This is a genomic window from Rhodococcus sp. 05-339-2 (assembly GCF_002258965.1).
GTDB lineage: Bacteria > Actinomycetota > Actinomycetes > Mycobacteriales > Mycobacteriaceae > Rhodococcoides.
Genome location: NZ_NOYW01000014.1, coordinates 340299 through 366029, shown reverse-complemented (window position 1 = coordinate 366029; position 25731 = coordinate 340299). Strand labels below are relative to the sequence as shown.

At 65.7% G+C, this 25731-nt stretch carries 20 protein-coding genes and 2 pseudogenes; 17 read left to right on the top strand and 5 right to left on the bottom strand.

Annotated features, from left to right (window positions below):
• Positions 1 to 49: 49 nt before the first annotated feature.
• Entirely contained in the window at positions 50 to 724 is a 675-nt protein-coding gene (locus CH273_RS12580; protein WP_032395809.1) for a hypothetical protein, read from the top strand.
• Between the two features lie 68 nt (positions 725 to 792).
• Here CH273_RS12580 and CH273_RS12575 read toward each other — a convergent pair whose 3' ends face one another.
• On the bottom strand, positions 793 to 1740 hold the full coding sequence (locus CH273_RS12575) for an alpha/beta fold hydrolase (protein ID WP_032395808.1): 948 nt from the start codon (positions 1738 to 1740) through the stop codon (positions 793 to 795).
• A 196-nt stretch (positions 1741 to 1936) separates the two neighbouring features.
• Between CH273_RS12575 and shbA the strand changes: the two genes are divergently transcribed.
• On the top strand, positions 1937 to 2521 hold the full coding sequence (gene shbA, locus CH273_RS12570; protein ID WP_032395807.1) for an RNA polymerase sigma factor ShbA: 585 nt from the start codon (positions 1937 to 1939) through the stop codon (positions 2519 to 2521).
• Positions 2522 to 2634: 113 nt separating this feature from the next.
• Complete coding sequence (locus CH273_RS12565) at positions 2635 to 4281, top strand: purine-cytosine permease family protein (RefSeq protein ID WP_032395806.1); 1647 nt, start codon at positions 2635 to 2637, stop codon at positions 4279 to 4281.
• 70 nt (positions 4282 to 4351) lie between these two features.
• Here the strand turns inward: CH273_RS12565 and htpG are convergent, their stop codons facing one another.
• Entirely contained in the window at positions 4352 to 6277 is a 1926-nt protein-coding gene (gene htpG / locus CH273_RS12560) for a molecular chaperone HtpG (RefSeq protein WP_032395805.1), read from the bottom strand.
• An 85-nt stretch (positions 6278 to 6362) separates the two neighbouring features.
• Here htpG and CH273_RS12555 point away from each other — a divergent pair, with 85 nt between their 5' ends.
• The 14 genes from CH273_RS12555 to CH273_RS12490 all read left to right on the top strand — a co-directional run bounded on the left by CH273_RS12555 (position 6363) and on the right by CH273_RS12490 (position 23245).
• Entirely contained in the window at positions 6363 to 7487 is a 1125-nt protein-coding gene (locus CH273_RS12555; RefSeq protein ID WP_371828372.1) for an MBL fold metallo-hydrolase, read from the top strand.
• Between the two features lie 23 nt (positions 7488 to 7510).
• Positions 7511 to 9925: an HAD-IC family P-type ATPase gene (locus tag CH273_RS12550; RefSeq protein WP_032395804.1), complete on the top strand. Its 2415-nt coding sequence runs from the start codon at positions 7511 to 7513 to the stop codon at positions 9923 to 9925.
• A gap of 40 nt (positions 9926 to 9965) precedes the next feature.
• The gene (locus CH273_RS12545) at positions 9966 to 10154 is read left to right on the top strand and encodes an antitoxin (RefSeq protein WP_032395803.1); all 189 of its coding nucleotides are present in this window, start codon (positions 9966 to 9968) and stop codon (positions 10152 to 10154) included.
• A gap of 78 nt (positions 10155 to 10232) precedes the next feature.
• Complete coding sequence (locus CH273_RS12540; protein ID WP_032396264.1) at positions 10233 to 11861, top strand: Na+/H+ antiporter; 1629 nt, start codon at positions 10233 to 10235, stop codon at positions 11859 to 11861.
• A gap of 13 nt (positions 11862 to 11874) precedes the next feature.
• Positions 11875 to 13056 (top strand): alpha/beta hydrolase, encoded by a 1182-nt coding sequence (locus CH273_RS12535; RefSeq protein ID WP_052049626.1) that lies wholly within the window; start codon positions 11875 to 11877, stop codon positions 13054 to 13056.
• On the top strand, positions 13053 to 14225 hold the full coding sequence (locus CH273_RS12530) for a sensor histidine kinase (RefSeq protein ID WP_032396262.1): 1173 nt from the start codon (positions 13053 to 13055) through the stop codon (positions 14223 to 14225). The genes CH273_RS12535 and CH273_RS12530 overlap by 4 nt, the downstream gene beginning before the upstream one ends.
• On the top strand, positions 14222 to 15025 hold the full coding sequence (locus CH273_RS12525; protein ID WP_094638000.1) for a LytR/AlgR family response regulator transcription factor: 804 nt from the start codon (positions 14222 to 14224) through the stop codon (positions 15023 to 15025). Before CH273_RS12530 ends, CH273_RS12525 begins: the two co-directional genes overlap by 4 nt.
• Positions 15026 to 15038: 13 nt before the next feature.
• Positions 15039 to 15398 (top strand): DUF485 domain-containing protein, encoded by a 360-nt coding sequence (locus CH273_RS12520; RefSeq protein WP_032395801.1) that lies wholly within the window; start codon positions 15039 to 15041, stop codon positions 15396 to 15398.
• Positions 15399 to 15404: 6 nt separating this feature from the next.
• On the top strand, positions 15405 to 17147 hold the full coding sequence (locus CH273_RS12515; RefSeq protein WP_032395800.1) for a sodium/solute symporter: 1743 nt from the start codon (positions 15405 to 15407) through the stop codon (positions 17145 to 17147).
• A gap of 230 nt (positions 17148 to 17377) precedes the next feature.
• Positions 17378 to 17677, top strand: a complete 300-nt coding sequence (locus CH273_RS12510) for a DUF485 domain-containing protein (RefSeq protein ID WP_032396261.1) — start codon at positions 17378 to 17380, stop codon at positions 17675 to 17677.
• Complete coding sequence (locus CH273_RS12505; RefSeq protein WP_230596816.1) at positions 17674 to 19341, top strand: solute symporter family protein; 1668 nt, start codon at positions 17674 to 17676, stop codon at positions 19339 to 19341. Before CH273_RS12510 ends, CH273_RS12505 begins: the two co-directional genes overlap by 4 nt.
• An 81-nt stretch (positions 19342 to 19422) precedes the next feature.
• The gene (locus CH273_RS12500) at positions 19423 to 19854 is read left to right on the top strand and encodes a type II toxin-antitoxin system Rv0910 family toxin (protein WP_032395799.1); all 432 of its coding nucleotides are present in this window, start codon (positions 19423 to 19425) and stop codon (positions 19852 to 19854) included.
• An 11-nt stretch (positions 19855 to 19865) separates the two neighbouring features.
• Entirely contained in the window at positions 19866 to 21497 is a 1632-nt protein-coding gene (locus CH273_RS12495) for a substrate-binding domain-containing protein (RefSeq protein WP_032395798.1), read from the top strand.
• 92 nt (positions 21498 to 21589) lie between these two features.
• Complete coding sequence (locus CH273_RS12490) at positions 21590 to 23245, top strand: VWA domain-containing protein (protein ID WP_032396259.1); 1656 nt, start codon at positions 21590 to 21592, stop codon at positions 23243 to 23245.
• A gap of 1 nt (position 23246) precedes the next feature.
• Here CH273_RS12490 and CH273_RS12485 read toward each other — a convergent pair whose 3' ends face one another.
• The 3 genes and pseudogenes from CH273_RS12485 to CH273_RS28440 form a co-directional block, all read right to left on the bottom strand.
• Complete coding sequence (locus CH273_RS12485; protein ID WP_032395797.1) at positions 23247 to 23984, bottom strand: energy-coupling factor transporter transmembrane component T family protein; 738 nt, start codon at positions 23982 to 23984, stop codon at positions 23247 to 23249.
• Positions 23981 to 24517: pseudogene (locus CH273_RS28445) on the bottom strand (ABC transporter ATP-binding protein); the annotation flags it as partial. The gene CH273_RS12485 and the pseudogene CH273_RS28445, both read right to left, overlap by 4 nt.
• Positions 24518 to 24802: 285 nt before the next feature.
• A pseudogene (locus CH273_RS28440) lies at positions 24803 to 25306 on the bottom strand (ABC transporter ATP-binding protein); the annotation flags it as partial.
• Positions 25307 to 25731: the final 425 nt, after the last annotated feature.

The following is a 25731-nucleotide window of genomic DNA, read 5'->3' as shown; positions in this document are numbered from 1 at the left end:
TTTTTCGCTGCTCGCATCGAGTGATGGACACGACGAAAGACTGAGGAACATGAAGCTGACTCGATTCGCGGCAACGTCCGCATTGGTCATTGCAGCGATGACGACCGCCATGGGCACCGCCTACGCCGATCCGGCACCGGCCGTTGCCGCTCCGGTCGGTTGGAACGTCACCCAGGCCGGTAGCCAGGTAATCGTCGACACGACGGCCGGCACCCTGAGCAACGAGGACAACCACCTCGTCGTCCGCGACGCCAATGGTGTTCTGGTGGACTCCGTGCCCCTGGCCATTGCCGCAGACGGGTTCTCGCACCCCGTCGCCGCCGTCATCGACGGAAACCACGCCACCCTGACCGCCGATGTCTCGCCCGCCGCGGCAACCCCGGTCTCTGCAGGCCTCCCCGGCCTGCAGCAGGTCGACCTGCCCGCCGCAGTCTCCGGCGTCAAGGACAACATCAGCCTCTCCGCATCGGTCGGCGGATTCCTCGGAGCCGCAACCGGTCTGGTCACCGGCTGCTTCCTCGGAGCCATCGCTGCGGGCACCGTCTCGGCTCCTGCACTGCTGCTCTTCGGTGCCGCACCGGTTGCCGGATGCGTCGGCGGCGCACTGCTTCTCGGCTCGGGTGCGTCCCTTGCCGGTACCGCCATCGGTGGCCTCGGTGCCATCGCAGGCAACGCAGGTCAGTTCATCCAGCTCCTCAACGCTCCCCCCGCCGCCAAGAAGTAGTTCTCGGTAGTGCTGTGGCCCGCAACGGACTTTCGTTGCGGGCCACAGTCGTCGGGACGTTGTCGGTGCTAGCGGGCCAGCGCCAGGTCTGCCACATGCGCGCGTCGAGCCGCCGTCACGAGTTCGACGACAGCCTCGGCCACCTCGTGTGCTCGTTCGAGAATCACCATGTGCCCGGCCTGCGCGACCCGCACGAGGCGGGCGTCGGGCAGGTGGGCGGCAAGGGTTTCCGAGTGCCGCATCGGGGTCATCAGGTCGTCCGAGCCGCACAGCACCAGCGTGGGAATCGAGGCGAGTGCGGCCAGGCCGGCCACCTCGTCGAGTGCGCAGAAGGCCCCGAGAAACCCCGCCATCGTCACGATGGACGTCTCACCGAGCATCGCCGTCGCCAGCGTCACCACCCGGGGACTCACCTTGCGGGATCCGCATCCGGCCGTCCGCACTATCGGCGCACACACCCCGCGGCTGAGCCTCTTGGCACCCGACATCAGTCGTGGGGCGCGTCGAACAGCGGCTCGAAATGCCGACACCGCGGGATGGGCGAGGCAACTGCCGAGTCCGTCGTCGGTGATCCCACCGGCCGACGTCGCGATCAGACCGACCCCGACCAGACGCGAGCCGATCGCCTCGGGGTTCTGACGCGCATAGGACAGCGCTGTCATTCCGCCCATCGAATGCCCGACGACGACGAACGGGCCGGACGGAATCACCGCGCGGATGACGTCCGCCAGATCCTCTCCGAGTCGGTCCATGGTGCAGCTGTCCGGTGCGGCCGCGGTCGACTCTCCGTGACCACGGTGGTCGTACATCACGATCCGTACGTCGTCTCCCCAGCTGCGCTCCACCTGTCGGCGCAGGTCGGTCCACGACTGCATGCGTAGACAGTGCCCGTGCACGAACACCACGGTCAGGGGCGCATCGGGATGGCCGAACTCGCGCACTGCCAGCGCCGTGCCGTCGCCGGCGGCGACAGTACTGCGGCGACCGACCTGATGGGTCTGCTCGCTGGTGATCATGGGCGCTCCGTGGGTCGGGTGGCACGTGCTGCGGGGACGGTGTTGTCCGGTACTTCGCTTCCACGACACGCCGTGTTACCTGAATCACATTTTCTTTCGATGTGGTAGCCGATCGGACCAAGCCGGGTGGGAATCTGCACCGAAGTACTGGTGAGCGTTCAGGAGAGGACGCGCGTTGCCAGTGAGGAGATCGGCCATGAGTTTCGGCATGGACAGGCTCGAGGATGTTGTGCCTCGCGCCGTTGCGGGAGATCGACTCGCTCTCGAACAGGTGCTGGTGCTGATCCAGCCACCGGTTCGGCGCTACTGCGCCGCCCGGATCGGGAATCTCGACGTGGCCGCCGACGATGTGGTGCAGGAGGTCTGCCTCGCACTGGTCACCGCCATTCCCAAGTACCGAGACATGGGCAAGCCGTTCATGGCCTTCGTGTACGGGATCGCCGCTCACAAGCTCGCCGACGCCGGCCGCAAATCGGCTCTGCGACAGTCGTTCTCGATCGACGAGATGCCCGAGGAGCAATCCACCGAAGCCGGGCCGGAGCAACTCGCGCTGGGCGACGAACTGCGTAGCCATACCCAGGCATTGATGGACACCCTGCCGACCAAGTACCGCAAGATCATTCTGATGCGAGTGGTGTGGGGCCTGACGGCACCGCAAACCGGTGAAGCACTGGGGATGACGGCCGGAGCTGTGCGGGTGGCCCAGCATCGGGCGATGAACATGCTGCGCGCCGAGCTGTCGAACTTCTCGCTGCTGGCAGCGCGCGCCGCCGCCGCCTGATTTCCCGGCGCAGCGCACGCATTCGGGTCGGATGTCCGAATCGCCGGATTGAGTAACAGTAGCTACATCAACGCAAGACACCCTGGCAACGTGGCGGTTCTACGTTTTGATCCATGACCGCCGTACAGCCAGCGCCGACAGACACCGCGCTCAAAGAGACGCTAGAGGACTACACGCTGCGCTTCGCGCCGCGTAGCTACCGTAAATGGGGAACCGGTGTTGTCGCGACGTCCGCGCTCGGCGGAATCGCGTATCTCGCGGACTTCGCCATCGGTGCCAACATCGGAATCTCCTACGGAACCGGCAACGCACTCTGGGGCATCCTGGTGTTCGCGGTCGTCATCTTCCTGACCGGGCTCCCGCTCGCCTACTACGCTGCTCGATACAACATCGACCTCGATCTGATCACCCGTGGAAGCGGATTCGGCTACTACGGATCGGTGGTCACCAACGTCATCTTCGCGACGTTCACCTTCATCTTCTTCGCGCTCGAGGGTTCGATCATGGCGCAGGGACTCGAACTCGGCTTGGGTGTCCCGTTGCCCATCGGGTACGCGGTGTCGACGATCATGGTTATTCCGTTGGTGATCTACGGCATGAAAGCCCTTGCCAAGCTTCAGGTCTGGACCACCCCGCTCTGGTTGGTGCTGATGGTGCTGCCGTTCGTCTACCTGGTGATCAGCAATCCCGATTCGGTCGGGGAGTTCTTCGCCTACGGCGGTCAGGACGGTGCCGACGGCAAGGGCGTCAACATCGGATCGGTGATGCTCGCGGCGGGCGTGTGTCTGTCGTTGATCGCTCAGATCGCCGAGCAGATCGACTACCTGCGATTCATGCCGCCCAAGACTCCCGAGAACTCCCGACGCTGGTGGACGGCAGTGCTTCTCGCGGGACCGGGCTGGGTCATCTTCGGCGCACTCAAGCAGGTCGTCGGCCTGTTCCTCGCCGTGTACCTCATCGCCAACGTGGTCGACGGTTCGAGCATCGCCAACGAGCCGGTGCACCAGTTCCTCGAGATCTACGAGAACTTCATGCCGGGCTGGCTGGCGATGACCCTCGCGGTGATCCTGGTCGTCATCAGCCAGATCAAGATCAACGTCACCAACGCCTACTCCGGGTCACTGGCGTGGACCAACTCCTACACCCGCCTCACCAAGACGTACCCGGGCCGCATGGTGTTCGTGTTGTTCAACCTCGCCATTGCACTGATCCTGATGGAAGCCAACATGTTCGACTTCCTCAACAGCATCCTCGGCTTCTACGCCAACTGCGGTATCGCGTGGATCGCCGTGGTGGCGTCGGACATCGTGTTCAACAAATACATCCTGGGGCTCTCGCCCAAGGTGCCCGAGTTCCGACGCGGCATGCTCTACAACATCAACCCGGTCGGCTTCGGATCGATGGCGGTATCGGCGATCCTGTCGATTCTGGTGTTCTTCGGCGCATTCGGATCTGCGATCAAGCCGTACTCGCCCATCGTGGCTCTCGTTCTCGCACTGGTTCTTCCGCCCATCCTGGCGGTGGCGACCAAGGGCAAGTACTACCTGCGTCGCACCGACGACGGCATCGATCTGCCGATGTTCGACGATCACGGCAACCCGTCCGACGCGCTCGTGATGTGCCACGTCAGCGGCATGGAATTCGAGCGACCCGACATGATCGCGTCCAACGTGCCGGGGCCGAACGGGGAGAAGCAGTACATCAGTTCGCTGTCGCTGAGCACCGACAAGACGGGGGAGCACATCCTGCCCCCGCAGTGAGTGCGGCTGCGCCGCAGTGGTGTGGTTGTGCGCCGCCCAGGGCACATGACCACACCACTGCCGCAGGCACTCAGATCGTGCGGGTCAACCGATCGGCGAGCAGCTTGGAGAATTTCGCCGGGTCCTTGAGCTCGGTGCCTTCGGCCAACAAGGCCGTCGCGTAGAGCAATTCGGCGGTCTCGGCGAGATGCGGATCGTCGCTGCGATCCTCGCGAGCCTTCTTCAAACCCGTCACCAGATCGTGGGTGGGGTTGAGTTCGAGGATGCGCTTGGAGGTCGGTACGAACTGGCCCGAGGCCTTGTACATCTTCTCGAGCTGCGGGGAGAAGCTGAACTCGTCGCCGACGACGCAGGCCGGTGACGTCGTCAGTCGTGTCGACAGACGTACCTCCTTCACGTCCTCGCCGAGGGTCTCGGTGAGCCAGGTCAGCAAGTCTGCGAATTCCTTGTCCTGCTCCTCGCGCTTGGCCTCGGACTCCTTCTTCTCCTCTTCGGTGTCGAGGTCCACCTCGCCCTTCGCGATGGACTGGAACGATTTTCCGTCGAAGTCGGTCACGTTGCCGACCCACACCTCGTCGACCGAATCGGTGAGCAGCAGCACCTCGAGGCCGCGAGCCTCGAAGGCCTCCATGTGCGGCGAGCTCTCGATCTGCTGACGGGATTCGCCGGTCATGTAGTAGATCTGCTGCTGGCCGTCCTTCATCCGGTCCACGTACTCGGCGAGGGTGGTCACGCCATCCTCGGAGTTCGTCGACGCGAACGAGGCTATGCCCAAAAGGGTTTCGCGATTGTCGGAGTCCGAGATCAGGCCCTCCTTGAGGACCGTGCCGAACTGCGACCACAGCGTCTTGTACTTGTCGGGCTGCTCGCTCTGCAGTTCCTTGACCGTGGAGAGCACCTTCTTGGTGAGGCGTCGACGGATCGCGCGGATCTGCCGGTCCTGCTGCAGGATTTCGCGAGAGACGTTGAGCGAGAGGTCCGCTGCGTCGACGACACCCTTGACGAAGCGCAGGTACTCGGGCAGCAGTTCCTGCGAGTCGTCCATGATGAACACGCGCTTGACGTACAGGTGCACGCCGGCCTTGCTCTCGCGCATGAACAGGTCGAACGGCGCCTGCGACGGAATGAACAGCAGCGCTTGGTATTCGAACGTGCCCTCGGCCTTGAACGGGATGACCTCGAGCGGCTCGTCCCAGGCGTGGCTGACGTGCTTGTAGAACTCCTTGTACTCCTCCTCGGACACCTCGTCCTTGGAGCGGGTCCACAGCGCCTTCTGCGAGTTGATCGTTTCGGTCTCGATCGTGACGGTGTCCTCGCCGCCTTCCTCTTCGCTCTTGACGCGCTTCTCGACGTCGATGCGAATGGGCCAGGCGATGAAGTCGGAGTACTTCTTGACCAGTTCCTTGATCTTGCGCTCGGACGCGTAATCGTGGAGGTGGTCCTCCTCGTCGGCCGGCTTGAGGGCCAGCGTCACCGAGGAACCCTGCGGGGCGTCGTCGACGTCGGTGATCTCGTAGGTGCCCTCGCCGGTGGACTCCCACTTGGTGGCGGCGGCTTCGCCGGCCTTGCGGGTGAGCAGCGTGACCTTCTCGGCCACCATGAACGTCGAGTAGAAGCCGATGCCGAACTGGCCGATGAGCTCCTCGGAGGCGGCCGCGTCCTTGGCTTCCTTGAGCTTCTTGCGTACCTCGGCGGTGCCCGACTTGGCCAGTGTGCCGATGAGGTCGATGACCTCGGAGCGGGACATGCCGATGCCGTTGTCCCGGATGGTGAGGGTACGAGCGGAGGAGTCGATGTCGATCTCGATGTGCAGATCCGAGACGTCGACGTCCAGGTCCTTGTTGCGGTACGACTCCAGGCGCAGCTTGTCCAGCGCGTCCGAGGAGTTGGAGATCAGTTCACGGAGAAAGCTGTCCTTGTTGGAGTAGATGGAGTGCACCATCAGATCCAGGAGCTGACGCGTCTCCGCCTGGAATTCGAGCTGTTCGGTACTCAATGTCTCCCCTTCTAGCAGCAAAACCGACGCGAATAATATACGGCAAGGCTACGGGTGAGCTGCGAAGACGTCGGCGCCGCCTACTCTGGGGACCGTGACGAAGACGAAGTTCGTACTGGGAGCCGCCGCAGCACTGAGCGGTGCATGGTTGGCACGCGCGACGTGGGGGCTGCCGTCGGCGATCGGTGCCAGGCGCGTGCACATCACCCCGTACGCCGCCGGCTCTCCGCGCTACCGCGATCGCCGGTTCCACAACTCCGACCCGAGCTCGAGCTACGTTCCCGGGCGCGGCGAGAAGGGGCAGCAGAACATGTTCGTCTCGCTCGTCACCGAACGTGGCAAGGGCAGGCCCCAGCGCCCGATTCCGCTGGCGCCGCCGATCGCGCCGGTGGACGCGGGCGAACTGGCGGTCACCTGGTACGGCCACTCGAGTGTGCTCATCGAGGTCGACGGTTACCGCGTTCTCGCCGATCCGGTGTGGAGCAACCGCGTGTCCCCGTCCTCGGTGGTGGGGCCGGCACGGCTGCATCCGACGCCGGTCGAGTTGGTCGATCTGCCGCGCGTCGACGCCATCGTGATCTCCCACGATCATTACGACCACCTCGACAAGGCGACGGTGCAGAAGCTGGCGAGCATTCAGTCGGCACCGTTCGTCGTGCCACTGGGAATCGGCGCGCATCTGCGCAAGTGGCGGGTGCCCGAGGCGCGCATCGTCGAACTGGACTGGGACGAGCAGACGAACATCGGCGGCCTCACCGTCACGTGCACGGAGGCTCGGCATTTCTCCGGCCGCGGTCTGACCCGGGACTCGACGCAGTGGGCGTCCTGGGCCTTCGCCGGCCCCGTTCGACGCGTCTTCTTCGGCGGCGACACCGGCTACACACCGAAGTTCGCCGAGATCGGCAGCAACTACGGCCCCTTCGATCTGACGCTGCTGCCCGTCGGGGCCTACGACGTGCGGTGGCCGGACATCCACATGAACCCGGAGGAAGCGGTCACGGCGCACATCGATCTGACGGCGTCGGGCATCTTCGTCCCGATTCACTGGGCCACGTTCAATCTGGCTTTTCATCCGTGGTCGGAGCCGATAGTGCGGCTGCACGCCGCCGCCGAGGACGTCGGAGTGCAGGTGGCGGTGCCGATGCCGGGGCAACGAATAGACGGCACGCGAACGCTGCACGACGATCGTTGGTGGTCTCGGCTGGGCTGACCGAACCCTACTAGGCTGCACCCATGTCTATCGACGCCGATGCGCAGCGGGACGCCGGGCTGACCGAGGCGGACGTCGCCAGGCTCAGGGCCGAGGGAAAGTCGAACGACGTTCCGGCCCGAGCTTCTCGGTCGGTCCGCGACATCGTCCGTGGCAACGTCTTCACTCGCATCAACGCGATTCTGGGTGTGCTGTTGATCATCGTGCTGTCCACCGGTTCGGTGATCGACGGCATGTTCGGGCTGTTGATCGTCGCCAACAGTGGCATCGGCATCGTGCAGGAGATCCGCGCCAAGCGCACCCTGGATCGGTTGGCCATCGTGGGGCAGAACAAGCCCCAGGTTCGACGCGAAGGCGTCTCGAAGCAGATCCCGCCCGACGAGGTCGTACTCGGCGACATCGTCGAACTGGGTCCCGGTGATCAGATCGTCGTCGACGGTGAGGTGATCGAGACCGCGAGCCTCGAGGTCGACGAGTCGTTGCTCACCGGCGAGGCCGACACGGTGCACAAACTCGAAGCGGCGCAGGTGCTTTCGGGCAGCTTCGTCGTGTCGGGCAGCGGTGCGTACCGCGCGACGAAGGTCGGGCGCGACGCCTACGCAGCCAAGCTCGCCGAGGAGGCCAGCAAGTTCACGCTGGTCAAGTCCGAGTTGCGCAGCGGCATCGACAAGATCCTGAAATTCATCACGTACCTGATGATTCCGGCCGGTGCGCTGATCATCTACAACCAATTGTTCTCCAGCGGGCAGGCTTTGGGTCCTGCGCTCAACGGCATGGTCGCCGCGCTCGTCCCGATGGTCCCCGAGGGCCTGGTGCTGATGACGTCGATCGCCTTCGCGGTCGGCGTCATCAGGCTCGGTCAACGGCAGTGCCTGGTGCAGGAGCTGCCCGCGATCGAGGGACTCGCCCGCGTCGACGTGGTGTGCGCCGACAAGACCGGAACCCTCACCGAGAACGGTATGCGGCTGTCGGAGTTGGTGCTGATCGACGACGACCACTCCGGCTCGGTGACAAGTGCATTGGCGTCGCTCGCCCACGACGACCCGCGGCCCAACGCCAGCGTGCAGGCCGTGGGCGAGGCGTATCCCGACGCGCCGGGGTGGACGCAGACGGCCGTTGCGCCGTTCTCCTCGGCCAAGAAGTGGAGTGGACTGTCGTACGGCGAGCACGGGCATTGGTTGCTCGGTGCCCCGGACGTGCTGCTCGACGCCTCCTCCGACATCGCCCGTCGTGCCGAGGAGACAGGCTCGCGTGGTCTACGGGTGTTGCTGCTCGCCAGCTCCGACCGCTCGGTCGACGACGGCGAAGCGCCCGGAGTCGTGACCCCGCGTGCACTGGTGATTCTCGAGCAGAAGGTGCGCGAGGATGCGCGAGACACGTTGGAGTACTTCGCCAGCCAGCACGTCCAGGTCAAGGTCATCTCCGGCGACAATGCCGTCTCGGTCGGTGCGGTCGCGGGATCGCTCGGCCTGCCCGGCGGCGACGCCCCGATCGACGCGCGCGATCTGCCCGAGGACTCCGAGAAACTGGCCGACACTCTCGCGAATTCCACCACCTTCGGCCGAGTCCGACCGGATCAGAAGCGGGCGATGGTGGGCGCGTTGCAATCTCGCGGCCACACGGTCGCGATGACCGGCGACGGTGTCAACGACGTGCTCGCGCTCAAGGACGCCGATATCGGTGTCTCGATGGGTTCGGGAAGCGCCGCCACCCGAGCCGTCGCGCAGATCGTGTTGTTGGACAACAAGTTCGCCACCCTGCCCTACGTGGTAGGGGAGGGGCGACGCGTCATCGGCAACATCGAACGCGTCTCCAATCTGTTCCTCACCAAGACGGTGTACTCGGTGCTGCTGGCGTTCCTCATCGGGCTCTCGGGCGTGCTGTCGCAGATCTTCCACTTCGAGCCGATCCCGTATCCCTTCCTACCGCGGCACGTGACGATCGCAGCGTGGTTCACCATCGGCATCCCGGCCTTCGTGCTCTCGCTCGCGCCCAACAACGAGCGGGCGCGCAGTGGATTCGTCTCGCGGGTGATGCGGCTGGCCGTCCCGTCCGGATTGATCGTCGGCTCGTGCACGTTCGTCTCCTACCTGCTGGTCTATGCCGGCCCGAACGCCACCGAGACCCAGGTGACGCAGGCCAGTACCACCGCGCTGATCACCCTGATCATGATCGCGCTGTGGGTGTTGGCCGTCGTCGCGCGGCCCTACAACTGGTGGAAGATCGTGCTGCTCGGCGGGTCGGTCGGTGGCTACCTGCTGCTGTTCGCGATCCCGTTCTGCCGCACCTTCTTCAAACTCGATCCGTCCAATGTGGGAGCCACCACCAGTGCATTGATCATCGGCGGTATCGGAATCGCGCTCGTCGAGGTTGCCCATCGATTCGGATCGGCGCTGCGCAATCGAACATCACTACGCAACACGCAGTACAAAACGTAAGCTTCCGGATGTTCGATCATTCCAGCGACAGGAGACAGTCATGGGCTTCGCAGACAATCTGAAGGGCATCGTCGACAAGGGCAAGGATCTTGCGGCCGAGAACTCGGACAAGATCGACGACGTCGTGGAGAAGGCGGGGGACTTCATCGACAACAAGACCGGTGGCAAGTACTCCGATCAGATCGACAAGGTCCAGGAAGCAGCCAAGAAGGCGATTCCGGACAAGTAGGACCTTTCGGTCTCCTCGTGCAGGTGATCGTGGCCGTCGGTCGTGCCCCAGGGTGCGGCTGACGGCACAATCGTCGGGGTGGACGGACCGATTCTTCTTCTCGTAGTCATCTTCGCGATCGCAGTCGCCGGTTTCGCCAGGCGCATCGATCTGCAGGTTCCGCTCGTCCTGGTCACCGTCGGATCCATCGCCTCGTTCGTTCCCGGGGTCCCGCACGTCAGCCTGTCGCCGCAGCTGATCCTCGGCGTCGTGCTTCCGCCGCTGCTGTACTCCGCCGCGCTGGATTTCTCGTTCGTCAGCTTCCGACGCAATCTCGGCCAGATTCTCCGACTCGGTCTCGTCATGGTGATCGTGACGACATTGGTTGTCGGCTGGTTCGCCAATCTGTTGATCCCGGAGCTCACCCTCGGCGCGGCCCTGGTGCTCGGTGCCGTCGTGGCCCCGCCCGACGCGGTCTCCGCGATCGCCGTCGGGCGCAAGCTCGGTCTGCCCGCGCGGATGATGGCCATCCTCACCGGCGAGTCTCTGGTGAACGACGCGGCCGCGTTGACTCTGTTCACCCTGGCCGTGGCCTCGGTGACGGGCAGTCGGATCGAACTGGGCTCACCGGTGTTGTTCTTCCTGTACGAGATCGTGGGCGGCGTGTTGGTGGGGTTGGTGCTGGCGCGCATCGTGCGGTTCGTCCGCAATCGGATCGCGGATTCGGCGCTGGAAACCGTGCTCGGTCTGGTCCTGCCGTTCACCGCGTATCTGGCGGCCGAGGAAATCCATGCGTCGGGAGTTCTCGCCGTCGTCACCGCCGGTTTCGTGCTGGGGCGCGTCACCGCCGACGTCTCGGTGTCCACCCGCGTTCAGGAACGGCAGGTGTGGCCGACGCTGGATCTCCTGCTCGAGGCATTCGTGTTCGCCTACATGGGTTTACAGCTGAAGTTCGTCATCTCGGAGGTGCAGCGCGAAGGGTTGCCCGTCCACCATGTGTTCGCCTATGCGCTGCTGGTGCTGGTGGTGGTCATGGCCGTCCGACCAGCTTGGATCTTCGCCAATTCCGGCCGAAATATGCTGCTTCGCAAGCTGTTCCGGCGATCACCGTCAGGCGAAGCAGGTCTGACGTGGCAGCAGAACCTGGTGCTGTCCTGGGCGGGCATGCGCGGGGTGGTGACGCTTGCGGCGGCGGCCGGTGTACCGCTGACCACGGTGCTCGGCGACGAATTCCCCGGGCGGGCCGTGATTCAGGCGGTGGCCTTCGTCGTCGCGGTCGGTACGTTGCTGCTGCAGGGCCTGACGCTTCCGTTGTTGATCCGCCGCCTCGACGTCGCAGATCCACTCGAGCAGCAGCGCAACGACAATCAGCGGCTGCTGTCGCAGGCCATTGCCCGGACGGCGGCGGAGGACTACCTCCAGCGCGCGGCGAAGGACGGAATCGACGGAGTGGACAGCGAGCGCGTCGACGAGGTCATCCAGCGCGTCCGACGCTCCGTGCGCGCTCGGTTGGATGCCGACGAGACCGAGGATCGCGAGAAGCGGATCGCGGCGGCCGGGGCGTTGTTCGACTCGCTGCGACACAATGTCCTGGTCGCGCAGCGGGCGGCGCTCATCGCGGCCCGCGACTCGGGGGAGCTGGAGGACGAAGCTCTGCGGGCAGTGTTGAATGGCTTGGACGTGGAAGAAATTGCGGCCGAGGCTCGCATCGCACGACGCACACCGTAGGAGCGCAGAGACAGTGAGGTCGACCCGGCTGGTCGCCGCCGCGGCACTGGTGTTCGCCGTTGCTGCGTGCAGCACTCCTGCCGAGGATCCGGCCACACCCGCCCCGGTGGCGATCGCGGCACCCGTGGGCTCGGAGCGAGGCGCGATCGTGTCGTCGATGCTGCTGGGGCAGGTCGACATCGGTGTCGCCTATCTCGGCGGGACTGCCACCAAGGTCGTGTACCGCACCACCGACGGGGTCACCGGGGGCGGGACCGAGGCATCGGGAACGGTGTTCGTGCCCAAAGGTTCTGCTCCGCCCGGCGGCTGGCCGATCGTCTCCGTCGGGCACGGCACCACCGGTGTCACCGACGAGTGCGCACCCTCGCTCTATCCGAACCTGTTGGGCACCATCGGATTGGTGACGCCGTTCCTCGAACGCGGCACCGTGGTCGTGGTGACGGATTATCAGGGTCTCGGAACTCCGGGAGATCCCGCCTACCTCGACCGGGACGCCGCAGCGTACGACGTGATCGACGCGGTGCGCGCGGCCCGCAACGTGGTTCCCGACGTCGGCACCAGGTGGGGCGCAGTGGGCACCTCCCAAGGCGGACAAGCGGTCTGGGCGGCAGCCGAGCGCAGTGGCGACTACGGCGACGGTCTGCAACTGGTCGGTGCCGCGGCGCTGTCGCCCGCGGCCGATCTGACGCGGTTCTTCGCGCCCGAGACCGAGCAGACCGTGCCGCGTCAGCTGCTGGTGCCGTACCTGTACGAGGGTCTGCATGCCGCAGATCCGAGTGCCGAACGTGCGGACTACATCCGCGGCACGTTCGCAGACAACGTGACCGCGCTGACCGCCTGCAGTGACCTGCTCGGCTTCTCCAAGGCCGACGCCGGAGCCGTTCTCGATCCGGCCGACGCCCTCCCGGACTCCGCGGATGCATCGGATCGGATGACGCGGTGGCTCGAATCGGTTGCGGTACCGACTTCTCGCACCGAGGTACCGCTGCTGGTCCTGGTCGGTGAACGCGACGACCTCATCGATCCCCGATGGACCCGGGACGCGGTAGCCGAGGCCTGCGCGCTGGGCGACGACGTCGAGCTTCGCTCCGAACCGGAGCAGGGCCATGCCGAACTGGCCGCAAACGGCATCGGAGTCGACTGGCTCGTCGAACGCTTCCTGAACGTGCCCACCTCGACCACGTGCGCGCGATGACCGCGGCACTGGCGTCGATGGCGGTGATCGTGGCCGTGATCGTCTCGGTCATCGCGGTGATCAGTCTGCGCGGTCGACGGGACCTCACCACACCGGCCGAGCGAGCCGTCCACGCCACCCTGCACACCGCGTCGCTGGCGGCCAAGCCGTTGCGTGACGGTCTCGACACTCGTTCGGCTGCCGCGGCCGCGCCGCACCTGCGGGTCCTGACCGGTGCGGACGCACTGGGAATCTGCGACCCCGACGGTTCGCTGCTGGCCTGGGACGGCCCGTGGGACGAGCTGACACCGGCCTTCGTCGAGGCGGCGAAGCGGGCGGTGGACGGGCAGCGGCGCGTCCTGGTGCGTCTGCCGCTCGGTTCGATCCACGAGGTCAGGGCGTTGGTGGTGCAGCCGTTGGTCGTCGACGAGTCTCCGGTGGTCGGGGTGTTGGGGGCAGCCGTGGTCGCCGAGCCGGGACCGGGCATGCTCGGGGCCATCGCCGAGGTTGCGCGTTACGCCTGCGGTCAGATCGAGCTCGCCGAACTCGACGCGTCCCGGGCGCGGTTGGACCGCGCCGAGGTACGGGCGCTGCGCGCACAGATCAGCCCGCACTTCATCTACAACGCACTCGGCACGATCGCCTCGTTCGTGCGCACCGACCCGGATCGAGCGCGGGAGCTGGTGCTCGAGTTCGCCGACTTCACCCGATACTCGTTCCGCAACGCAGGCGAGTTCACGGTGCTCGCGGACGAGCTACGCAACATCGATCGGTACCTGACGCTCGAACGGGCCCGCTTCGGTGATTCCCTCCAGGTCACCTTGCAGGTCGCGCCCGAGGTGTTGGGCGTCGCGCTGCCGTTTCTCGCGCTGCAGCCGCTCGTCGAGAACGCCGTCCGACACGGCCTGTCCGGCAAGGCCGACGGCGGCCGCGTGACGATCATCGCCGCCGACGAGGGCACCGACGCAGTGATCAGCATCGAGGACGACGGGGTGGGGATGGATCCGGACGTGCTGCGCTCGGGAAGCCTGCACACCGAGGACGCGGCCCATGTCGGATTGGCGAACGTGGACGATCGGCTGCGGGCAGCCTTCGGAAACGACTACGGTCTCGTAGTGGACACCGCACCGGGCGCAGGCACCAAAGTGAGTCTGCGGGTGCCGAAATTCAGGCCGGGTGTACGAGCATGACGCAGGCTGCCAACTCCGCCCCCGGCCGCGGGTTGATCGTTCTCGTCGTCGACGACGAGCGCCCGGCACTGGACGAACTCGCCTTTCTGCTGCGTCAGCAGGACACCGTCGCCGAGGTGTTCACCGCGCAGGACGCGACCACCGCGCTCCGCCAACTCAAGCAGACCTCGGGGCAGAACGTGGTGGACGCGGTGTTCCTCGACATCAATATGCCCGGACTCGACGGGCTCGAGCTCGCCGGCATCCTGTCGGCATTCGCGCGACCACCCGCCGTCGTGTTCGTCACCGCCCACGACGACCGGGCACTGGCTGCCTTCGATCTCGGTGCCGTCGACTACCTGCTCAAGCCCTTGCGCGAGGATCGGCTCACCGAGGCGCTGCGCCGGGTGCTGCTCGCGCGGCGTCGACCCGCGGAGTCCGCGGACACCTCGGCCGACGAGGTCATTCCCGTCGAGCTCGGCGGAACCACCACATTGGTGCACCGATCGTCGGTGGCGTGGGTCGAGGCCGACGGCGACTACGCGAGATTGCACACCTCCAACGGCTCGCATCTGGTGCGGATCCCGATCTCGGCCCTCGAAAGTCGCTGGGCCGATGCCGGATTCCTGCGCGTGCACCGCTCATACCTGGTCTCGCTGCGTCTGGTCACAGGGATCCGCAGCGTCGGTTCGGGACTGGTGGTGTGCCTGCGGGCCAGCGGAAACCTCGCGGCCTGCGAACTGCCGGTGAGCCGACGGCACGCGAGAGAGCTCAAGGACAGACTGGTCCGCGGTCCGCTGCAATCGTGGTCCACCCGGTGACGAGGATCGAGCGATGACCCAGCCACACCGACAGCGGGTGGTGCTCTCGCAACGTCGCGGCGCGCGGATGGTGCGCACCCGCGTCGAAGTGCAGGAGCAAACCGAAGTGGGCGACGCCCTGGTACGTAGCCTGGTTCGCGCGCAGCTTCTGCTGTCGGTGCGCCTGGCGGTGATGACGCTGTCGATTCTGTTCGCAATTCCGTTGCTGGGCATGCTCCTCGCACGCTTCACCGACGTCGCGCCGTCCGGCATCGGTCTGCCGTGGTTGGTGCTGGGGGTGGCGATCTATCCGTTGCTGTTCGGTGTCGGCTGGGCGTACGTGCGCCGAGCCGAGCGCAACGAGACCGAATTCGTCGGCCTGGTCGAGGACTAGGCGCACGTGAACGGATCCATTCCGATCGCCACCGTGATCGCGCTGATCCTGGCGGCCGTGGCCACGGTGGGCATCGGTATCTACGGAGTTCGGCTGGCTCGCACCACCTCCGACTTCCTGGTGGCCTCGCGCACCGTCGGGCCGCGGTGGAATGCTGCTGCCATCAGCGGCGAATACCTATCCGCTGCATCGTTTCTCGGGGTTGCAGGGCTCATCGCGAAGTACGGAGCCGATGCGCTGTGGTACCCGGTCGGCTTCACCGCGGGATACCTGGGACTGCTGCTGTTCGTCGCGGCTCCACTGCGCAGAAGTGGCGCGTACACGGTGCCCGATTTCGTCGAATTCCGGCTCGGCGCACCATGGTTGCGTACCGTGGCGATGCTGGTGGTGGTGGTCATCTGTGCGCTGTATCTGGTGCCGCAGTTCCAGGGCGCGGGACTGACACTGAACATTCTGCTCGGAGTGCCCGGCTGGGTCGGAGCCCTGGGGGTGGGGCTGATCGTGATCGCGAACGTCGTCGGCGGTGGCATGCGCTCGATCACCTTCGTCCAAGCGTTCCAGTACTGGCTCAAGCTCACCGCGATCGCGATCCCGGCACTGGTGCTGGCTGTGCACTTCTTCGCCGACGACCGCAGTGTCGGCAGTCCTGCCCCACCGACGGTGACCGAGCAGACCGTCGTCGACATCACCACCGATGTTCTCGTGCAAGTGGATTCGCCGATCGTCGTCGCCGTGACGGGAACCCTCGACGACGAAAGCGTCGACGGGCGAGTCCTGCTGGACGCGGGCGAACATCGGCTCGCCTCGGGCACGTCGTTGACGCTCGACGCCGGATCACCTGTTCCCGTCGTCGCGGGAGCGCCGACCACCGACCGGGCGTGGGCGATGCCGGGCGGGGGACTGGGCGGGGCCCACCCGCTGTATCAGGTGTACTCGCTGATCCTGGCCACGTTCCTCGGAACCCTCGGCCTGCCGCACGTGCTCGTGCGCTTCTACACCAACCCGGACGGTCGAGCGGCCAGACTGACCTCGCTCACCGTCCTGGCGTTGCTCGGCATGTTCTACCTGTTCCCGACGGTGCTCGGCGTCTTCGCCCGGCTGTACGTGCCGCAACTGCTCATCACCGGAGCATCCGACGCAGCGGTGCTGCTGCTGCCCGGCTCGGTGTTGTCCGGAATACCGGGACAACTACTGGCCGCACTCGTGGCCGCGGGCGCAATCGCGGCCTTCCTGTCGACCTCATCCGGACTACTGGTCAGCATCGCAGGAGTGCTCAGTACCGACGTCCTCTCGGGCAAGGTCCGAGACTTCCGCGTCGCCGCGATCCTCGCCGGAGCCGTGCCGTTGGCGCTGTCGATCGGCGTCGTCTCACTCGATCTCTCGCGCACCGTCGGACTCGTCTTCGCCGTCGCCGCGTCCACCCTGTGCCCACTGCTGGTGCTGGGAATCTGGTGGCGCGGACTCACCGCGGCCGGAGCGGCAACCGGACTGCTCCTCGGCGGCGGCATCTCACTCGTCGCCGCGTCGATCTCCGTCGTCACCCCCATCTCCGACGGCGTCCTCGGCGGCTGGGCGGCGGCGATCCTCGGCTACCCGGCCGCGGTCAGTGTCCCCGTCGCCTTCGCCTCGATGATCGCGGTCAGCCTCGCCACCCGACACACCGTCCCGTCGGACATCTCCCGCATCTTCGCGCGACTGCACCTGCCGGAAGGCCTCGACATGGGCAAAGACCGAGAGCGTGAACTCTGAGACACCTGGGTCATTCCGCAGGCTCCACTCCCGCCGCCACCGCTCGACTGCCATTCTCGACCGCTCGTCGCACACTCCCGCAGCCCATCGTGTGATCGACACCACCTCCTGATTTTGTGACCTGACTCTCATTACTGTTCCCATTCAGCCAGAGCTCACATCAACTTCAGGAGTCCAAGGTGACCGCACCGGAAACCAATTCGCCACCGGACGCGCAAGCGTTCGTCGACATGCAGGCCAGTCCCGAGTTCCAGGAACTCCGGCGACGCCTGCGTAGCTTCGTGTTCCCGATGGCCGGGTTCTTCCTGGTCTGGTACATCCTCTACGTGCTGCTGAGCACCTACGCCGTGGACTTCATGTCGACCAAGGTGTGGGGCAACATCAACATCGGCCTGCTACTCGGCCTCGGCCAGTTCGTCACGACGTTCGCCATCACCGGCATCTACGTGAAGTTCGCCAACCGTGAACTCGATCCTCGCGCCGCAGCCCTGCGCGCCGAGATGGAAGCCTCCCAGGGAGCGAAGTCGTGACCACATCGCTGATTCATTCCGCAGGCTCCACTCATCTCCTAGCCCAGGCCGCCGACACCACCGTCGGTGAACCCCTCGTCAACATCGCGATCTTCGGCGCGTTCGTCATCATCACCATGGCCGTCGTCATTCGCGCCTCGAAGAAGAACGCGACCTCCGCGGAGTTCTTCACCGCAGGTGGTGGATTCTCCGGACCGCAGAACGGTGTCGCCATCGCCGGTGACTACCTCTCGGCGGCAAGCTTTCTCGGTATCGCCGGTGCCATCGCCGTCTACGGCTACGACGGCTTCCTGTACTCCATCGGCTTCCTCGTCGCCTGGCTCGTCGCCCTGCTCCTGGTCGCCGAACTGCTCAGGAACACCGGCAAATTCACCATGGCCGACGTGCTGAGCTTCCGGCTCAAGCAGGGCCCGGTTCGTACCGCAGCTGCGCTGTCGACGCTGACCGTCTCGCTGTTCTACCTACTCGCGCAGATGGCAGGCGCAGGCGGACTCGTTGCACTGCTCCTCGACATCTCCGACCGCACCGGGCAGTCCATCGTCATCGCCATCGTCGGTGTGCTGATGATCGCGTACGTGCTCATCGGCGGCATGAAGGGCACCACCTGGGTGCAGATCATCAAGGCCGTTCTGCTCATCGCCGGTGCGGCGTTCATGACCGTTCTGGTTCTCGCCAAGTTCGGCCTCAACTTCTCCGAGCTGCTCGGCAGCGCGCAGACCATGGTGGCCGGATCGGCAAGCGACGCCGTCGCAGCGCGCGACGTCATCGAGCCCGGCGCCCAGTACGGCGGCAGCGCCACCTCCAAGATCAACTTCCTCTCGCTCGGCATCGCGCTGGTCCTCGGCACCGCGGGTCTGCCGCACGTGCTGATGCGCTTCTACACGGTGCCCACCGCCAAGGAAGCTCGTCGCAGCGTCGTGTGGGCCATCGCGCTCATCGGTGCGTTCTACCTGTTCACCCTGGTGCTCGGCTACGGTGCCGCAGCGATCGTCGGACCCGACCGCATCCTGGCCTCGGCCGGCGGTCAGAACTCCGCTGCTCCGCTGTTGGCCTTCGAGCTCGGCGGCGTGATCCTGCTCGGCGTCATCTCGGCGGTCGCCTTCGCGACCATCCTCGCCGTGGTCGCCGGCTTGACGATCACCGCGTCGGCGTCGTTCGCTCACGACATCTACGCGAGCGTCATCAAGAAGGGTAAGGTCGACGACAAGAAGCAGGTCAAGGTCTCCCGCATCACCGCCGTCGTCATCGGCATCCTGGCCATCGGCCTCGGCATCCTCGCCAACGGGCAGAACATCGCGTTCCTGGTCGCACTCGCGTTCGCAGTCGCTGCGGCCGCGAACCTGCCGACCATCCTGTACTCGCTGTTCTGGCGTCGCTTCACCACCACCGGCGCACTGTTCAGCATGTACGGCGGTCTGATCTCGACGATCGTGCTGATCGTCTTCTCCCCGGCCGTCTCCGGATCGCCGACGTCGATGATTCCCGGCTCGGACTTCGCCTGGTTCCCGCTGTCCAACCCCGGCATCGTCTCGATCCCGTTGGCATTCATCCTCGGCATCGTCGGAACCCTGATCTCGAAGGACACCGAGAGCACCGACAAGCAGGCCGAGATGGAGGTTCGCTCCCTCACCGGTATCGGTGCGGAGAAGGCCAGCGCTCACTGACCGATCCAGGCTCCATCGAAAGTGCCCGTGTGAGCAAGGCCTCACACGGGCATTTTTCGTTCAACGGTTACCATCCCTGCTGTGGCCAAGCTGAAGGTTTCCCTCGACGTCCCGCTGACCCCCGAGCAGACGTGGGCGCACGCGTCCGATCTGTCCGGCTACGAGCAGTGGCTCTCCATCCACGAAGCGTGGCGCGGTGAGCTGCCCGAGCAGCTGGCCGTCGGCACCACCCTGGACTCCGTCGCCAGCGTGAAGGGCATGCGCAACCGCGTGTCCTGGAAGATCGAGTCCTACGACCCGCCCAAGAAGCTCGAGCTCAAGGGCAACGGCAAGGGCGGGGTCAAGATCGGTCTGAACATGTCCGTGAAATCCAAGGGTGACGGTTCCGAGATCACCATCGACATCAACCTCGGCGGTGCGCCGCTGTTCGGTCCGATCGGCTCCGGCGTCGCGCGCGCTCTCAAGGGCGACATCGAGAACTCGTTGAAGACGTTCGTCAAGATCTACGCCTGACAGGTCGCGCCATGCCCGGTAGACACAGTGCCCCGTCGTCCACCTCGCGCAGTAGGGGCATGGCCAAGTACGGCATCGTGGCCGTTGTTCTGTTGCTGGTTCTCGGCGGCGGAGTGTTCGTCGGTCTGAAGGCCTTCGGTTCCGAGTGCGGTGACCCCGAGGCCTACTCGCTGGCCGCGGATCCGGCGATAGCACCAGTGTTGCAGCAAATCGTCGACAACACCTCGTCGGAGGAGTTGGGTTGCGCCGCCGTCGAGGTCACCGCCACCGAGTCGGGTCAGGTCTCGGCCGCGGTGGCCAAGGGCGACGACGTGCCCTCGCTCTGGGTTCCCGATTCGTCACTGTGGATCGGCAAGACGGTGCGGTCCACTGCGTCGTTGATCGACTTGGCGAGTCAATCGGTGGCGGCTACCCCCGCCATGCTCGCGGCACGCAAGGACGAGGTGCCGTTCTTCGACACCTGGCTCACTGCCTTGAAGCTCGAAGGTCTGCGCATCGGTAATCCGTTGGCCAACACCACGTCCGACGCGGCCATCTTGGGCGCGGTGGCCGAGGCCGGATCGGACGAGACCGCGCTCGACTCGGTCTCGGCGGCGCTCGTCCCCATCGCTCAGGCTCAGGCCGCCACTCGCGGCGAGGCCGATCCGACGGTGCGCCTCGACGATCTGGTCGCCGACGGGGGAGTCGCGGTGGTGTCCGAGCAGGCCTACCTGGACTACCAGCAGGACAAGAACGTCGAACTCGGCGCGACGGCTCCGCCGACCGGTGCCTTCTTCCTGAACTTTCCGCTGGCGGTGACCGAACCCGCGGGCGATCGACACGAGACCGCGAAGTCCGTCGGGACGGCACTGGCCACGGCCATTCAATCCGAACAGGGGCAGCAGGCTCTGTCCGACGCCGGGTTCCGCTCCGCAGACATGGCCCCGCTCGATTCCGATCGCGGGATCGGGGACGTCACGCCCCTGACGATTGCCGATCAACAGGCCGCCGAATCGACGTTGCGTCAGTACCAGATCCTGGCGCTCCCGTCGCGGGCGTTGGTGATGGAGGATGTCTCCGGATCGATGAACTACAGCGCCGGGGCGAATTCACGTATCGCCATGACGGTGCAGGCCAGTGAGACCGGAAATCGGCTGTTCCCCGACAACGCGTCGATGGGGTTGTGGGCGTTCTCGATCGGACTCGGCGGTGGCGATCAGGACTACCGTGAGCTGGCACCGATCCGGCGAATGGACGAGCAGGTCGGCAACACCACTCAGCGTGAGGTGCTGTTGCAGCAGACCCGAACGCTGCCGTCCCTGGTCGGAGGTGGTACCGGGTTGTACGACACCACGTTGGCCGCGTTCCGCACCGTGCAGCAGGGCTACGACCCCGATGCGGTGAACAGCGTCATCATCCTCACCGACGGCACCAACGAGGACCCCGCCAGCATCTCGCTCGACGAGCTGCTGTCCACCCTGCGAGCCGAGCAGGACCCGTCCAAGCCGGTCGTCATCGTCACCATCGGAATCACCGACGATGCGGATGCCGGTGTACTGCAACAAATTTCGGCAGCCACGGGCGGTACGAGCTTCGTCGCACGAAATCCTGCGGAGATCCCCAACGTGTTCGTCAATGCGCTCAGAAGTCGCTCCGGTCGCTGAGGAGGCTACTATGCTGTGCGTCGCGTCACTTCTGAGTGTGCGTGCGGTTGCATTCGTGAGTGCAGCTGGGGGCCGAGCAGGGGGTTGCATCGATGTCGGGACGTCACAGCGGTAGTCCGCGCCGGTTCGGTTCGGCCGCGACCTGGTCGGTGCTCGCGCTGGTGGCAGTCGTCGTCGTGGTCGGCAGTTGGTTCGGAGTGCAGGCCGTACGCGCATCCGGTGCGGACACCTGCTATTCCCTCGACACGGTCTCGCTGGCGGTGGACATGTCGATCGCCGAACCGGTGCAGCAGATCGTCTCGCAGGCAGGCGAGGTCGAGCGCGGCTGCGTGAACTTCGAGGTCCGCCCCGAACGCCCCACCGATACGGCCACCGAAATCGCCGGAACCGATGACGAGCGTCCGGATCTGTGGATCCCGGATTCGACGCTGTGGCTGCTCAAAACCCTGCGCTCGACCGGGGCACTTCCCGAGCTGGCCAAGGCCTCCGTCGCGAACACGCTGCCGGTCCTGGTCTCGAAATCCGATGCCGTGCCGGTGACCGATACCTGGCTCAGCGTGCTCCAACTTCCCGGTCAACGCATCGGTGACCCCCTGACCAGCAGCGCCTCGAATGCCGCGATCCTCGGTGCGCTGGCCGAATCCGAGGTGGCCATCTCGGACGCCAAGGCCGTGTCGGCGGCACTGGTGCCCATGGCGCAGGACTTCGGACGGATCGCGGACGCCCCACACGACACCCCGGATCTGGTGGCCCAGGTGGCCACGGACGGCGGCACCAGCGTGGCCACCGAGCAGGCGCTGCTGGCGTACGAGGCCGACAATCCGGGATCGGGGTTGACCGAGTCGGTTCCGCCGACCGGGAGCTACTTCCTCAACTACCCACTGGCCGTCACGGCACCGGCCGGACCCGAGTACGACCGCGTGAAGAAGGCAGGAGCGGCGTTGGCCTCGGTGCTCGCCACTACGTCGGCCACCGACACCTTGGTCGCAGCCGGGTTCCGAACGTCGAGTGGCACACCACTACCCGACGGCCGAGGCGTCGGATCGGTGGCGTCGCTCGAGATCAAGAACCCGCTCTCCATCGAAACGACATTGCGAGACTGGGCCGTCCTGGCGCTGCCGCTGCGCACGCTCGTGGTCGAGGACGTCTCGGGTTCGATGGCGGCGAAGTCGGGCGACTCGACACGTATCGCACTCACCGTCGACGCGTCCGTCGGTGCCAACTCGCTGTTCAGCGACCAGACGGAAATGGGCCTCTGGGCATTCTCGATCGGCCTCGGTGGCGGAAAACAGGACTACCGCGAGCTGGTGCCGATGGGCAAGGCCGACGGTACCTTCAACGGAAAGTCGCAGCGCGACGCCATTCTCGATTCGATCCGAGGTCTTCCAGCTCTCGTCGGAGGCGGAACAGGGCTCTACGACACCACCTTGGCTGCGTTCCGGCGGGTCAAGGAGGGATACGACCCCGATTACGTCAACAGCGTCATCATCCTGACCGACGGAGCCAACGAAGACGAGGGCAGTATCTCCCTCGATCAGCTGCTGGCAACGCTGCAGAAGGAACAGGATCCGGTGCGGCCCATCGTGATCATCACCGTCGGCGTCACCGGTGATGCGGATCCGGTTGCACTGCAACAGATCTCGGCTGCGACCGGCGGAACGAGTTATGTAGCGGAGGATCCGCGAGACATCCCGGACGTGTTCGTCAAGGCCTTGAACTCGCGCACCGAACGTCTCGCGGGCGGGTAGCTCAGCTCCACAGGACACTGATCGCGATGGCTGTGGCGCACGCCAGAGTCACCACGGTCAGCGTCACCGCGTCGGAGGCCTTGAACCGTGCCTCGGTGGCGGTGATCATTCCGGTGCCTCCGCGGGCGGTGATGGCCCCACCCATTTCGTCGGCCCGTCTGATGGCAACCGACATCACCGTCGTGACGATGTCGACCAGGGAATTATCCGAGGCGCTGTTGACGACCGGCTTGGGGCGCAGGCGTCGAGCCGCGTTCAGGGTGCGCATCTCTTCGATCAGCAGCGGAAGCGACCGCAGGCTCAGAGCCACGGCGACGGCCCACTCGTCGACCGGCAACTTCAGCTTCTTCAGCGGCGTGCCCAGTTTGGAGACCGCAGGCGCGATGTCGCTCATCGAGGTGGTCCAGCCGATCATCATCGATGCGCCGAGCAGGACGAAGATGAAGAGCGTCGCGCGCAGATACACCAGTACTGCTGCGCCTCCGATCGGCAGGTTGATCAGTGCGCCCACTCCGAACAGTGCCCAGATCCACCACGGTGGACGCGGCACTGCGGTGATCGGGACGTGCGCGACGATCGCGGCGACGACCAACAGTGCGAACGCGATCCCGAGGGCGGGCCACGTCGGTGCCACGACGAGAGTGATGCTCAGCAGCAGTACCGCGACGAGTTTGGTGCCGGCCCACAGGCGGTGGATCGGTGAGAATCGTGGGACCTGACGCAGTACGACGGTGGTCACGAGTGCACGCTCCCCAGGATCGAATCGGAGACGATGTGGCCGTCGGCCATCGTGATGGTGCGGCTGCAGACGGTGTCCATTCCGTCCACGTCGTGCGAGATCACGACGATGGCGACTCCGCGATCGCGCAGTCCGGCGAGAACACCGATGATGTCGTCGCGTCCGGGAGGGTCGAGCCCGGCCAGTGGCTCGTCGAGAACCAGCATTCGAGGTCGACGCGCAATGAGCCCCGCCAACACGACGCGTCGCATCTGACCACCACTGAGCGAATCGATGTCGCGAGCGGCCAACGATCTGTCGAGGCCGACGGCATCCATCGCGGCCGACACTGTGGCAGAGCCTGTTTCGGGGCCGGCGGCGGCCGCGATGTCCTCGGAGACGGTGCGCCGCTGCAACTGCAGGCGGGAGTGCTGAAACGCGAGCCCGACATCGCCGACGCGTGAGGTCATCGCCTTGCCGCCGAGCTGGGCGGTGCCGCCGGTCGGGCCGGTGAGGCCGGCCATGATCCAGGCGAGTGTGGATTTGCCCGAACCGTTGCCACCGAGAACCAGCACACCCTCACCACGTTTGACGGTGATGTCGACGCCGTTCAGGGCTACCTGCGCCCATGGGGTGCGGCGGTTGTACGTGTGCTCGACCCCGCTCAGTTCGAGGAGTCGTTCACTCGAATTATCGTGCAGCGCAGTCGGATTGTCCGTTCGAGCGTGCATCCAGGCGGTGTCGTACTGCACCTGGTAGCCCTCGTGCAGATGTACGACTCGGTCCGCAGCAACGGTCTCCGAGACGTGATGGGTGACGAGCACGACCGACATCTCGTGCCTGCGGGGTAGTTCGGCGAGGAGCGATACCAGATGTTCGCGCCCGGAGGCGTCGATCATGGCGGTTGCCTCGTCCGCGATGAGAAGTGCCGGACGGCGAGCGAGTGCGGCGGCGACGGCCAGTCGCTGCATTTCGCCGCCGGACAGGGAGGCAGTGTCGCGCGCCCCCATGCCGCCGAGGCCGACCTCGTCGAGCAGGGCCTCCACGTCGGGGCGTGAGTCGCCGGGAGGCAGTCCCCACACCACGTCGTCGGCGACGCGGGTGCCGAGGATCTGGCTTTCGGGGCGTTGCAGCACCACCGCGGTGCCGCCGTACCGTCCGAGACCGGTCGAGCCGGGCCTGTCCACGGTTCCCTCCGACGGTTCGAGGCCGGCGAGGATCCGAGTCAGCGTCGATTTGCCGGAACCGTTGTGGCCGACGATCGCCACGAATTCGCCGGTCTCGATGCGGAGGTCGACGCCGGTCAGCGCGGACGTCGTGCTTCCCGGGTAGCGGAATCCCACCGCGGTGAGCGTGACCGGCAGCGGCCCGATCTCGTCGTCGGTGCTGGGGGCCAGCGGCTCGGGGGTGGGAATGGTGGAGAGCCGGTCGAGGATCGCGGTGAGAATGAGCCATGCGAACAGCGTTCCGGTGACGATGCCGAAGGCGATCGATCCGCCTGCCCACCACCACCAGTTGTCGAGCACGGTCGTGGAGCCGGTGCGGATCACGTCGGCAACACCTTGCAGTGCCGATGTGCGCTCGAGCAGTCGTGAAATGCCCTCGAACGTGTTGCGGAGAGTCTCGAGGAACAGCTCTCGCAGCGGAACGAGGACGAGGAGCATCAGCACGGTCAACGCTCCGAGTGCCGGCCCGACGACCATCGAGGTGACGAGAACGCCGAACAGTCCTTGCTTCTTGCGCTTGGCCCGCCCGACCAGGCCGCCCA